Consider the following 12,405-nt stretch of genomic DNA (forward strand, 5'->3'; position numbering starts at 1 on the left):
ATCCTTCGATTAGGTGCGCAGGCTCAGCTGCGGGAGAACATGGCGAGCATGCGTCGCGTCACCGCGAAACCGCCGAAGATGTTGATGCTGGCCAGCAGGATCGCCGCACAGGACACCACCGTGATCGGGAGGTTCTCTTTTCCGATCTGCAGCAGGGCGCCGAGCACGATGATTCCGGAGATCGCATTGGTCACCGACATCAGCGGGGTGTGCAGGGCGTGGTGGACGTGGCCGATCACGTAGTAGCCGATCACGATGGCCAGCGCGAACACCGTGAGATGCACCTGCAGGGCCGCCGGGGAGAGCGCGATCAGCGCGAACAGCACCGCGGCGGCGATGAGTGTGGTCGTCAGCCGTCGCTTGTTGGACATCGGCTGCTTGGCGTGCGACTCCTTGACCGGCGTCGCGGCCGCCGCAACAGCCGGGGCAGCGGACACCTGTACCGGTGGCGGCGGCCAGGTGGATTCGCCGTCCCGGACCACGGTCATGGACCGCTGCACCACGTCGTCGAAGTTCAGGACCAGCTGTCCGTCCTTCTCCGGGGTCATCAGCTTGAGCAGGTTGACCAGGTTGGTGCCGTAGAGCTGGGAAGACTGAGCGGGCAGCCGTCCGGCCAGGTCGGTGTAGCCGATGATGGTTACGTCGTTGTCGGTGACGACGAGCTGGTCCTTGACCGTGCCCTCGACGTTGCCCCCGTTGGCGGCGGCCATGTCGACGATGACGCTGCCGGGGGTCATCGAGGCGACCATGTCCGCGGTGATGATGCGCGGCGCCGGTTTGCCGGGGATCAGCGCGGTGGTGATGATGATGTCGACGTCCTGGCACTGTTCGGCGTACAGCTGCGCCTCTCGGGCCTTGTAGTCGTCGCTCATTTCCTTGGCGTACCCGGTGGCGGAGACCTCGGCTTCACTCTCGTCAACCGAAAGATATTCGCCGCCAAGGGATTTGACCTGATCGGCAACCTCCGGCCGCGGGTCGGTGGCGCGCACGATGGCGCCCAGGCTGCCGGCCGCTCCGATCGCGGACAGGCCCGCCACGCCCGCGCCCACGACGAGCACCTTGGCGGGCGGCACTTTGCCGGCGGCCGTCACCTGGCCGGTGAAGAATCGGCCGAAGGCGTGGGCCGCTTCGATGACAGCGCGGTAACCGGCGATGTTGGCCATCGACGACAAGACGTCCAGCGACTGGGCCCGCGAGATGCGGGGCACGGCGTCCATCGCCAGCACGGTGATCTTGCGGGCGGTCAGCTTCTCGACCAGCTCCGGGTGCAGGCCGGGGGAGATGAGGCTGACCAGGGTCGCGCCGTCGCGCAGCGCGGCGATCTCGTCGTCGTTCGGGGCGTTGACCTTCAAGACGATGTCGGCGGTCCATGCCTGATCCCGAGACCCGATGTCGGCGCCGGCCTCGACGTAAGCGCTGTCCAGGAAGCTCGCGGCGTTACCTGCCTCGGATTCGACGACCACCGAGTAGCCGAGCTTGACGAGCTGCCCGACGGTCTGCGGCGTGGCGGCAACACGCGTCTCACCGGGGAGAGACTCGCGTGGTATTCCGATGATCACTTGCTTGACGTCCGTTCGGTCGGTTGAGCGCCAGGGAGTGCGCGTCTGCGTTCACAAATCGCCGCAAAGCCTACGGCACTCATAGCCAAACCTAAGAAAACGGCTAGGACGAACGGCCCGCCAGGCGCTCCGGTTAGCCTTGCCATGACCTGGTGCCGACGTCGGGAGAGAGTGTTGTCAGCGATACCTGTGATCGCGCTCACCGGTCATCTCGGCGCCGGCAAAACGACGCTGCTGAATCATTTGCTGCGCAGTCCCGGCACGCGGATCGGCGTCGTGGTCAACGACTTCGGCGAACTCAACGTCGACGCCGCGCTGGTGGCCGGCCAGGTCGACGAGCCCGCCTCGATCGCCGGAGGATGCATCTGCTGCCTGCCCGACGATGGCGGCCTGGACGAGGCACTGGCCAAGCTCGCCGATCCCGCCCGTCGCCTCGACGCCATCATCGTCGAGGCCAGCGGTCTGGCCGATCCGGTGTCGATCGCGCGGATCATCGGCTTCAGCAAGTTGGCCGGGGTCCGCAGTGGTGGCCTGGTCGACGTTGTCGACGCTGTCAACCACTTTGACACCGTCGACCGTGGCGAACTGCCCCCGGTGCGCTACGGCGTGGCTTCGCTGATCGTGGTCAACAAGCTAGACCAGGTTCCTGAGGGGGACCGGCCGGCGGTGCTGGAGCGGATCAATGAGCGGGTAGCGCAACGCAACCCGCGCGTTCAGGTGGTGGGCACCACGGGAGGGCGAATCGACCCGGCACTGCTGTTCGACCCGCTGGAATCGTCCGAAGACGCGGGGCAATTGTCGTTCCGGGAGTTGTTCCTGGACGCCGAAAGCGATCAGGAACACGACCACGTCCACGCCGATTCCGTCACCGTCACCGGTGCCGGCTGTATCGACCTCGATGCCCTGTTCGACCTGCTGGAACAGCCGCCGTCCGGGGTGTTCCGGCTCAAGGGTGTGGTGGCGGTCCGCCATGGGCGGTCGGTTCGCAGCTATGTCGTCAACCTGGTCGGCAGTGCGGTCCACATTGCGAAGGCACCGCCCCGCGCAGTCGTGAACTGCTTGGTGGCGATCGGGATGCATCTCGCGGTTCCCGCCGTGCATGCGGAACTGAGCCGAGCGCTGCAACCCGTCAGCGCCCCGGCGTCGGCGGCGGCGCTGCGGCGGCTGCAGCGCTACCGGCGACTCAGCTGCTGAGCGCGGCCGGGTAGCGATCGGGCAAGATACGTTTCGATGTCATCCTCGCTCGGCGACGTGCTTGCCACCCTGGACCTGGCCCGTGTCGAGCCCTGGATTTTCACCGGTCGGCAACTGCCGGCGCCGGGCCACCACATCCTGGGTGGGCATATCGCGGCCCAGGCGTTGCTGGCGGCCAGCCATACCGCGCCCGATCGCGCCCCGCACAGTGTGCACACGTATTTCCTCCGGTCCGGAGACGCTCGCCGGCCGGTGGACTTCGAGGTGGTGAATCTGCAAGAGGGACGGACGTTTTCCGCGCGGCGCGTAACCGCGCGTCAGTACGACAGGATCCTGATGGAGGCGATGTCGTCGTTCAAGGTGGCCGATCCCGCCTCCGCGGAGGTCGTCTATCAACCGCCGTGCCCGCAGGCGCCCGCACCGGAGACGTTGCCTTGGGTGGCACCGCATCTCGCGGAGTCCGACGAGAACACCCAGGGGCGCTACGCAAGCCTGCGCTGGTTCGAACGCCGCGTCATCGACAGCGAGAGTGCGCCTCCCGCACGATCGGCGATGTGGTGGCGGCCGGACGGTGAGGTGCCCGACGATCCAGTGCTGACCGCGAGCCTGGTGGCCTACCTGTCGGCGGTGACGTTGACCGAGCCGGCGTTCGCCGCGTATGGCGGAGTCGGCGAATCGTCGCAGCGCGACCATTCGATGTGGTTTCACTCGCCTGCGGACTTGTCGGATTGGCTTCTCTTTCAACGGTCTTCGCCCAGCAGCGCCGACTCGCTCGCCCTGGCTAGCGGCACGATGTTCAACCGCAACGGTGCGTTGGTGTGCACCGTGCGACAGGAGATGTACTTTTCGCCGCGCCGGGCCTGATCGAAGCGGACCCGGCTCAGCCGGCGGTGTGCACCGCTATGTGCTTCTCACCCGCCGATGGCTGTTCAGGAACCCCTACCGAGACGGTCAAGATGCCTTTGTCGTAGGTGGCGTTGATGTCGTCCTCGTCGGCTCCCGCCGGCAGGCTGACCGAGCGGGCGAACGAGCCGTAGGAGAACTCTGACCTGCCTTTGCTTTCTTTACGCTCGGTGCGTTCTGCCTTGATCGTCAACCGACCGTCGCGCACGGTGATGTCGACGTCCTTGTCCGGATCGATGCCCGGGATTTCAGCGCGCAGCGTGTAGCGGCCGTCTTCCATGTCGTCTTCGAGCTTGATCAGGTTGCCAGGATGCATAGCGGTCAGTGACGACGGGAAACCGGTGAGTAGGCCGGACCAAAAATCCGGAAGCCACCCTCGAGACTGCTGGCGGACGGGGAGATCAGTCATGATGTCCCTCCTTTGGGGTAACAGGACTTGCCTGTTCGATTTTCGAGCGTCCGCGGTTGGAGCAATAGGGACCGAAGTCCCTTTCGCGGGCGGATATTCTCGCGAGTCAGGCAAGGGTGGCATCTCTTGATGAAGCCTTCGGCGACAACAGATTTCGTTTTTCGGCGCAGTGTTTTCGCCCGGTGGCTCGACGGCGACCGGAGGGTCGAACGGTAGGACGTCCTCAGTGCTCGATGTCGGGGGCGGTTCAGGCCGATCAGTGGCTGGTGAGGGCCTTGGGGGAGCAGATGGCCTTCACGAAGTGCGCAATTTCGTGCTCGGGCAGATGGCGGGCGATGTCGGCTTCGCTGATGATGCCCACCAGGCGGTGATCTTCGATCACGGGCAGGCGGCGCACCTGATGTTCTTCCATCATGTTCAGCATTTCTTGAATATCGGCGTCGCCGTTGACGTGGTAGGTGCTGCCTTGCGCCAGTTCGCCGACGGTCGCGGTCGACGGATCTGTACCGGCTGCAAGACATTTGACGACGATGTCGCGATCGGTGATCATTCCGTGGAGCCGGTCGTCGTCTCCGCAGATCGGCAGTGCGCCGACACCCAGGTCCCGCATGTGTTGAGCTGCGGCGGTGAGGGTTTCGTGCTCGCCTACACAGGCGGCACCGGCATGCATGATGTCGCGAGCTGTGGTCATGATTGTTCTACTCCCTATGCGGTGGATAAATTCCGCCTTCAAAGGTAGGCCGATCCCGGATGGGCCTTCTAGGGTCGTTGGGCCCTACGTAACCGGTTTTCGGGGCGACCGGTCAGGGCAGAATCGCCACCTCAGCAGGGAGATGCTTGATCCCGTTTACGAAGCGAGTCAACTCATCTCGTGTCAGCCCGTCGCCGGCGAGGACAAGTTCGACCCTGGGTACTGCGCCGGCCGCGCTCACCCTCACGTCTGTGACCGGGCGGAACCCTTGGGCGACCGCGACCACTTCGTTGGCGGTCTCGGTGAAGTCGACCGTGTTGCATCCCGACGCTGGGACCGCTCTGCCTTCGAGGTGTGAGTCAGCGAGCAGGGCCGGCCATTTCAGAATCTCAGCCCCCGCCGCGAGGAACTCGGTGCACCACACCTCGCCCACCCGGCCAGACCAGCCGGGGAGCAACGGAACGGTCGGCGAATTGTCCAGTGCGACAATAATCAAGGGTCCGAGCACTTCGCCGAATGCTGCGGCGTACTGGGACGCGCGATCCGCGTTTTCGGCAGTCGCAATCCATGGCTCGAAGACACTCGCCAGGTCTTGCTTCCCGGCGCGTTGAACCGCAAGGTGTTGCCCGACAGCAAGTGGTGCCACCGGTCGGCTCGCAACTCCGCAACGTTCGAGGGTCTTCGTGCCCTCGTCTGTGGTCCGCCGGGCTTCCACGTCGCGGAGGTCGAGTTGGCATGACGCCACTCGTCGATAGTCGGACGCCACCTGCTCCAAGAACAGATGTGCTGTCATCGCTGGGCTGGCCCGCTCGTCCGTCGAAGTGCTTGAGGGCAGCAGCGGACGCGAGAAGCGATCGACACGGTCAAACTGGCCGTCCCAGGCCAGCGACGCCGCTGACACCACGCGGACCATTTCCGACTCTCGCGGGTCCCGCGTCGACGGCGGATGCCTCACGATGCCGGCACGCAACCTGCGCACCTCGTCTTCGAGTGTCCGTGGCGGGTTGTCCGGCGTCATTCAGAGTCCCAGGATCGTGGCTACGGCAGCGGCCAGGTCCGGAAGGCCCGCTCTGAGGAAATCGAGTTGATCTTGATCGCGTTGATCCACCTTGTCGGTCAACGCATCTGAGGCGACGCGAAGGACCAGGACGCGCTCACACAATCCCAGCGCACGCATCGTCGACGCGATACCGAAGGACTCCATGTCGACGAGTACCGGCGTGTTCGCGATCTGCGAATGGAGGGCAAGGGCCAGCGAGTAAGACCAATTCTCCTTGGCGTAGACGGGACCGCCCGATGGCGACTCCAATGGCGCCGGTGCGACACCCGGCGAAATCTTGATCACCTTGTCGGTGGCGAGAACATGGGCGTCGGGAACCTCCAACCCCCAGACGGAACCCGGTGCGCCTGCCGCCCCGGCGCGCAGTTCGATTGCCTCGAGTGGAGCTTGCTCGCTGGGTTGGGTGCGAACTATCCACTTGTTCTGCAGCTGAACCACTTCGCCGTCCGGGGTAGCGGCCACCACTCCCAAGGACAGGTAGGAAACCCTCTCGGCCCGGAATACCTTGCCGACCAGCTCGGGATCGACCGTCCCGCAGCAGCCGTAGAAGACGTAGTAGTCGGCCCGGTTCTCGCGGGTCGACCGGCTCAGGGCGGCCGCGGCCACGACATTGCCCTGGGCGCTCAAGGCATGGTGCTCGAGCCGTGCCGTGCGGCCGTCGGACAAGCGGCCTTCCCATGCCTCGTCACCCGGTTTCGTCGGCGCCCATACCGTTGTTCCGAACGCCGGCAAATCGACGCAGAGGCGTGTGAGCAACTCCGTCACGGCCGTTGCTTCGTTTCTGGTGAAGGTGAATATGGCCACCGTCACGTCCGCCACGGCGTCATCGTAAACCCACGGGAACGGGTGTTCGCCGGTGAACTTCTGGGTTTAACCTTGAGCGAGCACGCGGCAGAATGCCTACCGATAACGGTCAGAAAAAGGGGCACGTCGAAATGATGATCCCGGTCAAATTCGCGTCAACCGCACTTCTGACCGCATGTGCACTGTCCCTGGCGCCGCTGGCGCACGGCGACATCATCAGGGTGCCCATACCTGAATTGCCCTGCGATCTGCCGATCTCGAGTGCCTTCATCATCTGGCAGCACGGGCCCGGGGTGCCCGATCGCTCCGTTTTCGCCAACCAGTCCGACGTGTACAACTGTCGGCCGACGCTCGACACCTGGCGCGCCGGCCAGCCGACCGGCCCCGGGTACTGCTCCAAGATCGCCTGGTCTTCGGACAATCCCGGTTACGTCCCTGGGGTGACACCCGCCGCTCCGTTGAAGAAGGTCATCGACCAGGTGGGCGACTGCCCCTAATCGGAAGCGGTCGTCCCGATCAGGCTGAAGAACGTGTGCGACGGGTCATCTGGACCCGGGCTACCCGTGGGTGTATCGCGGGTCATGGGATGAGCGAAGGATCCTGAAATCGACGGGTCGTTCACCTGGACCCAGTCAGTCACGATTTGTCGCTCCAGTATTTTCCAGACACCGAGCCGCTTTTCGTACTTGTCCAGATAGCGGCCGCCGATCACCACGTCGGTAACGCCGTTGCCGGTACCGATGGTGTGCGTTGCGATGCTATAGATCTCACCCTCGGCGTAGCTTCCGCTGACGGCGAAGTTCTTCGTGGTGATGTGATGCTGCATCGACCGAATGAATCTGCGGGAGTCCGCGAGTGTCTGGATGAAAACGGCTACCGGGCCCGAGGAAAACGCGCCGTGTTCGTCGTGGGCATCGTGATGATAGAGACTTCGCAGCGTCTCCAGATCGCCGCGGTCGACTGCGCGGCAGTACCCGTGCACAAGCTTATTCAGTGCGTACTCGTCGAGGATCGCGGCGAGGGCCTCTTCAGATGACGGCATCGACATGAGTCGAAGGTAGCCGAACGGATGCAGCTCGCGAATACGACGGCGGCGCAGTCAATTGCGTCACGACGACGGAACGAGTGGGGAAGGCTGCTCGGGGCCGCCGAAGGGAATGTGCGCGAACACGGCGGTGCGACAGAGGTATTCGTCAACCGTCTCGTGATGGTGCAGACGAGTCGGGTTTCTCCTCTTCGGTGAGGTCGCCCATCGTCTCGCGCGCGCGGCGGCCAGTATGGACGCCACCCTCGATATGAACGGTTCCGCCTGTCGCCTGATGTCGACTCTGCCAGTCGCTTATCGCCTGATGTGCCGCATGGTCGAGGTAAATGACCGACATAGTGACCGTCACGGTCGTGCCCTCCGGGATGGAGGCCAATACCTCGGTGAGTCGGGGCAGGGACAGGAACGTGCACGCGCCCTCGACATCGACGTGCCACTCGTCGCCGTTGTCATCGGCGTGAATCCTGAACCACATCACCCGCCACGCCGTCAGCACGATGGCCAGGGCGAGCCCGATCAGCACGCCCTGCATGAGATTGAGGAATACGACGCCGACCACCGTCACCACATAAACGGCCAGGTCTCCGTTGCGCATCGCGTTTTCGATGTGGGCGGGCTGCAGCAGCCTGATACCGACGAAAACGAGGAGTCCGGCCAGGGCGGCGGACGGGATCTGCTGAATCAGGCCAGAGAAGAACAATGTGAAAACGAGGATCCACACGCTATGCATGATCGTGGCGGCACGGGTACGGGCACCGGCCTGCACATTGGCGGAGCTGCGCACGATCGCAGCGGCGACGGGGAGCCCGCCGAACATTCCAGACGTCATGTTCGCGACACCCTGTCCCGCCAACTCGCGATTGAAGTTGGTGGGTTTGCCGTGATGCATCCTGTCGATGGCGACCGCGCCCAGCAGGCTCTCGACGCTGGCGATGAAGGCAACCGTCACGATGCTCGTCGCGACGGCTCCCCAGTTTCCCTGGGGCAGGGCCGGCAACTCGACCGCGTCGAGCGGGGAGCCCGTCAGCTTGATGCGGTCCAGCTCGAAAGGAAACATCAGCGAGATAGAGGTAGCCACCACGATGGCGACGAGCGGACCGGGAATCGCGGCGACCTTGGCCGGTGCCCAGCGCCAGGCAACCATGATGGCGATGACCAGGACGCCCAGGAAGACGCCCGGGCGTTCCGCGTCGGCAATCTGTGCCGGCAGCTGAACAATGTTCTCCCAGGCTTTGCTATGCGACTCTCCGCCCAGTAATACATGCGTTTGCTGGAGCGCGATCGTGATGCCGATTCCGGCCAGCATCGCGTGCACGACGACCGGTGAAATGACCAGTACCGCTCGGGCGATCCTGCTGAGTCCAAGGATGAGCTGCAGTGCTCCCGCGGCCACGGTGAACAAGCACGTCACGCGCCAGCCAAACTGGGAAACGAGACCGGCGGTCACAACCATCATGCCGTTGGCCGGACCACTGACCGCCAGTGGAGCGCCGCCGATGGCTCCGACAACGAGACCTCCGACGACGGCCGAGATCAGGCCAGCGAGCACAGGCGCGCCCGACGCGATCGCGATGCCGACCGAGAGTGGCAGTGCGATCAGAAAAACCACCAGCGAGGCCGGCAGGTCATGCCGCAACACCGACCGCACTCGGTCGCTCCGCGACGGCTGCGACTCATCGCCAATGGTTTGATCGCCACGCGGTTCGATGTTCTGAATTGGTCGCTCCTTTGCTCCGTCGTTCCTCCGTTCGCAATGCTCGGCTGAGGAGAACTCGGTATCGCAACCACCGTTGTGCTGATTGCGCCCACGCAACCCGTTTGCGCACACACACAAACCAAGCGGACGTCGCTGGCCGCATACCTATTCGGCGAGGGGAGCGCTTGGTTAGTAGCCAGAATCATATGAGCGAGGCAGGTCGTCAAGCAGTCAAGCCAGGCACATGACATACGCAAATGTTTTGGCGCAGTGCGGGATGGCTGCACGAGCCGGCCGTGGCCGTCGGCGACACCCAGCCTGATCGGCAAGCAACTTCGGGTTACGCTCGAAACATCCTGCGCTGCAGATTAATTCGTCACAGTGACGTATTGCGGCAGTTGCGGGCTGTCGCTGCGTTGCGGCTCCTGCCCAGGTAAACGGGAAGCGGACGCCGTCGGCTGGCGCGGTCCGCCAACGCCGCCGTCTCCAGCTTCTTCGCGGCGCGCGGGGGTTCCGGCGGAGCCGGCGGAGCCGGCGGTGATGCCGGACTGCTGTTCGGCACCGGCGGTGGCGGCGGCGCCGGTGCTCGCGGCGGAGTCAACGGCGCCATCCCGGGCGGGTTCGGTGGCGCCGGCGGTTCCGGCGGCAACGGCGGCTGGCTGGTCGGCAATGGAGGCACCGGCGGGACCGGCGGCGCCGGCGCCGACGGCACCTACGGCGGGACCGGTGGGGCCGGCGGGGCCGGCGGGAACGGTGGAATCACCACCGGCGACGGTGGTGGCGGTGGTGACGGTGGCACCGGAGGCGCCAGCAGCTACGGTGGCCCCGGCTTCTCCGGAGGCAACGGCGGCAATGGCGGCAACGGCGGCAACGCGGTGCTGATCGGCAACCGCGGCAGCGGCGGCACCGGCGGCACCGGTGGCTTAGGAAGCGGGTCCAGTAACAACGGCATCACCGGACTAGCCGGGGTAAGCGGCAACCGCGGCTCGCTCTAAGGCAGCCCCGGAGCGGCATAACTCAGGATCGATGTGCAACGACCGTACCGGCTATATCGGCGGCCCGGACCCGGTCCGGGGCTCCTGTCACCGCCATTCGTCACAGTGACGTTTTGATGCGGCCGACGCGGGCTGGCTCGGGTTTGGCGCGTGGGTGTGTGTGGGCAACCGGACCGGTCCGGACCTGCCAACCGCCAACTGAGGCCCTGTGCGTCAATCCGTCGTGGCTCTGACTTACTCACTCGTCGACCTGCGAACCGACAAACACGGTGCGCTCGATCATCAACGCGGCGTGCGCTCGGAAGCCCTGATCAATGCGAAGGTGGGTGTGCGACTGGTGCGTCCACAGTCCCGTTGCTCGGGTCCTGCGTAGGCGGCGTTTTGCCGATAAGCGACATTATGTCAGGTTAAGTACGCCATGTTCATCTGACCGTCGTGTTCTGGATTGGTTTGCAGCGAGTTGCCCTCTAGTGCAATGTGATTCGCGGCCTGCAACCAGCGTCGCCGCAGAGCGCATCCTTGATTCATCTGATGCATCAGCAAGGATTCTGTGAGCACGCAGCCGGACGATCGGGCGCAGTCGCCACAGCCGGGTTGCCGGGCCGAGCGGTTCGACGGTGCTCCTACTCTCCCGCCGGGGGATAAACGAACCCGCACGTGTGCTTCACACTTCGAGCTTGGCGGAACCTGTCAACCTGAATGAGGCATGACATGCGGGCTGTTCAACTTCGCGGTGGCTTGGGTTTTGCGGCGGAACCGCTGCTGAAACGTGGCGTGGTCCGAGTAGTGAGCGGGCGGGGGTCTTGGTGGCTACGACGCGGTCGGTCACCGTGTCGTGCGCCCTCCATACCTCGCCCATCAGTTTTCGGCTTCCGTCGACAAGGCTATCTGCCTGCGCTCTGCTAGCACCGCTTTCGTCGCAGCCAGCCATCGGCGGATGTATTCGTTGGCACCGATTTCCGGGTTGCGGTCGACGTAGCGAACGAACCATCCGGTTAGGCCGTCCCATTCGGTGCAGTCACCACAAGGTGTCAGCAGCGTCCAGTTCAGCTCCTCTAAGGTCCAATGCGCCTTTGCGGAGTTCCGCAGCATCGACGTCGTCACCCAGTTCGTGTCGTTATCGTCGCCACGTCGCGAGACCGGGACAACGTGGTCAATCGAGGGAAAGAGCTCCCAGAAGGCAATATGGGTTTGAGACATCGCCCAGTTCGGATGGGCAGGAAAATCGTCTGGCAGAGCGAGCGAAAGCGCCCGAAGTGCACCCGGGTGAACCAGCCGGGCGCCGGAATAGCGGTCGGTGAAGCCGTCTCGGAAAAATATCCGAAGGCACTGCCGCTCGCTGTATCGACGATTCACTTTGTCGACAGCAACGAATGGATACTCTGCCCGAAGAATTTCGCGACCCGCTGCGAGAGAGTCGCCTTCTAGGGCCGCGCAAACGCGCTCGAGAATTGTGGCCTTGTCCACTGTTCCCCCGTCGTACACCTTGATGGTCACCCTGCAACATACCGCCGCGCCGGACCCGGTTGGTGGTCCCCCGGAATCGACCGCTTTGCTGTACTCGCTGCTGTACGACGGTCTACGTGTTGCGGATCTGCAGCTTGTTCCGGTACCGGCAACCCAACGAGGCCGACTCAGCTGAGTCCAACGTTCTGGGACAACTGTGCCCCATCAGCGTGGCCCGCAAAGTCGTGGAGCCCAGCAACAGGTGCGTCCGGGGCGCGCGCCGACACTCTGCTGGCCGCGATGCCCGGACATCTAGTTTTGCTCGATGCCGAGGTGTCCGCAACGTGCAGGCCGCGTGGAATACGGCGGATTCGAATACGGCGGGTTACCAGTAACCACTGCATATTGCATCAGATGAATCATCGCTCACCCCCCCGTTTTGCCCGTCACTCTTCCAGTCGTTTTCCTCTGTGGCGCAGGGCTTTTCGCTTGTCGGCGCTGCCTCTTGGAGTTGAAACTCAGCTATGCCGGCGAGCTCACTCCGAGTATGAGAAAAGGCGGGGCCGTCGGCAGTCTGACCGATCAGCTTGGGGCAGGCCTCGA

12 protein-coding genes are annotated in these 12,405 nt (G+C 64.3%); 4 read left to right on the forward strand and 8 right to left on the reverse strand.

Annotated elements, in window-relative coordinates:
* Positions 1-23: 23 nt before the first annotated feature.
* A complete protein-coding gene (locus QXH22_RS19885; RefSeq protein ID WP_306276737.1) occupies positions 24-1,559 on the reverse strand; it encodes a Re/Si-specific NAD(P)(+) transhydrogenase subunit alpha in 1,536 nt (511 codons plus the stop codon).
* Positions 1,560-1,733: 174 nt separating this feature from the next.
* Between QXH22_RS19885 and QXH22_RS19890 the strand changes: the two genes are divergently transcribed.
* Both QXH22_RS19890 and QXH22_RS19895 read left to right on the forward strand, forming a co-directional pair.
* Positions 1,734-2,753 (forward strand): GTP-binding protein, encoded by a 1,020-nt coding sequence (locus QXH22_RS19890; RefSeq protein ID WP_306276738.1) that lies wholly within the window; start codon positions 1,734-1,736, stop codon positions 2,751-2,753.
* A gap of 36 nt (positions 2,754-2,789) precedes the next feature.
* Positions 2,790-3,617 carry an acyl-CoA thioesterase II gene (locus tag QXH22_RS19895; RefSeq protein WP_306276739.1) on the forward strand — a complete coding sequence of 276 codons (828 nt, stop codon included), beginning with the start codon at positions 2,790-2,792 and terminating at the stop codon, positions 3,615-3,617.
* A gap of 16 nt (positions 3,618-3,633) precedes the next feature.
* Here the strand turns inward: QXH22_RS19895 and QXH22_RS19900 are convergent, their stop codons facing one another.
* The 4 genes from QXH22_RS19900 to QXH22_RS19915 form a co-directional block, all read right to left on the reverse strand.
* The gene (locus QXH22_RS19900) at positions 3,634-4,068 is read right to left on the reverse strand and encodes an Hsp20/alpha crystallin family protein (protein ID WP_371934285.1); all 435 of its coding nucleotides are present in this window, start codon (positions 4,066-4,068) and stop codon (positions 3,634-3,636) included.
* Positions 4,069-4,321: 253 nt separating this feature from the next.
* Positions 4,322-4,756 (reverse strand): CBS domain-containing protein, encoded by a 435-nt coding sequence (locus tag QXH22_RS19905; RefSeq protein WP_306276741.1) that lies wholly within the window; start codon positions 4,754-4,756, stop codon positions 4,322-4,324.
* A gap of 112 nt (positions 4,757-4,868) precedes the next feature.
* Positions 4,869-5,774, reverse strand: a complete 906-nt coding sequence (locus tag QXH22_RS19910; RefSeq protein ID WP_306276742.1) for a hypothetical protein — start codon at positions 5,772-5,774, stop codon at positions 4,869-4,871.
* Positions 5,775-6,635, reverse strand: a complete 861-nt coding sequence (locus QXH22_RS19915) for a hypothetical protein (RefSeq protein WP_306276743.1) — start codon at positions 6,633-6,635, stop codon at positions 5,775-5,777.
* A 77-nt stretch (positions 6,636-6,712) separates the two neighbouring features.
* Between QXH22_RS19915 and QXH22_RS19920 the strand changes: the two genes are divergently transcribed.
* Positions 6,713-7,117, forward strand: a complete 405-nt coding sequence (locus QXH22_RS19920; RefSeq protein WP_306276744.1) for a hypothetical protein — start codon at positions 6,713-6,715, stop codon at positions 7,115-7,117.
* On the opposite strand, the gene QXH22_RS19925 is transcribed toward QXH22_RS19920, so the two are convergent.
* Both QXH22_RS19925 and QXH22_RS19930 read right to left on the reverse strand, forming a co-directional pair.
* Entirely contained in the window at positions 7,114-7,668 is a 555-nt protein-coding gene (locus QXH22_RS19925; RefSeq protein WP_306240215.1) for a nuclear transport factor 2 family protein, read from the reverse strand. The two genes, QXH22_RS19920 and QXH22_RS19925, sit on opposite strands and share 4 nt — an antisense overlap.
* A gap of 145 nt (positions 7,669-7,813) precedes the next feature.
* Positions 7,814-9,382: a SulP family inorganic anion transporter gene (locus QXH22_RS19930; protein ID WP_371934286.1), complete on the reverse strand. Its 1,569-nt coding sequence runs from the start codon at positions 9,380-9,382 to the stop codon at positions 7,814-7,816.
* Between the two features lie 516 nt (positions 9,383-9,898).
* On the opposite strand from QXH22_RS19930, the gene QXH22_RS19935 reads away from it, so the two are divergent.
* On the forward strand, positions 9,899-10,243 hold the full coding sequence (locus QXH22_RS19935) for a hypothetical protein (protein ID WP_306240216.1): 345 nt from the start codon (positions 9,899-9,901) through the stop codon (positions 10,241-10,243).
* A gap of 971 nt (positions 10,244-11,214) precedes the next feature.
* On the opposite strand, the gene QXH22_RS19940 is transcribed toward QXH22_RS19935, so the two are convergent.
* Positions 11,215-11,853, reverse strand: coding sequence for an HNH endonuclease domain-containing protein (locus QXH22_RS19940; protein ID WP_306276745.1), 639 nt, complete (start codon positions 11,851-11,853; stop codon positions 11,215-11,217).
* Positions 11,854-12,405: the final 552 nt, after the last annotated feature.

This window comes from Mycobacterium sp. TY814 (genome assembly GCF_030755175.1).
GTDB lineage: Bacteria > Actinomycetota > Actinomycetes > Mycobacteriales > Mycobacteriaceae > Mycobacterium.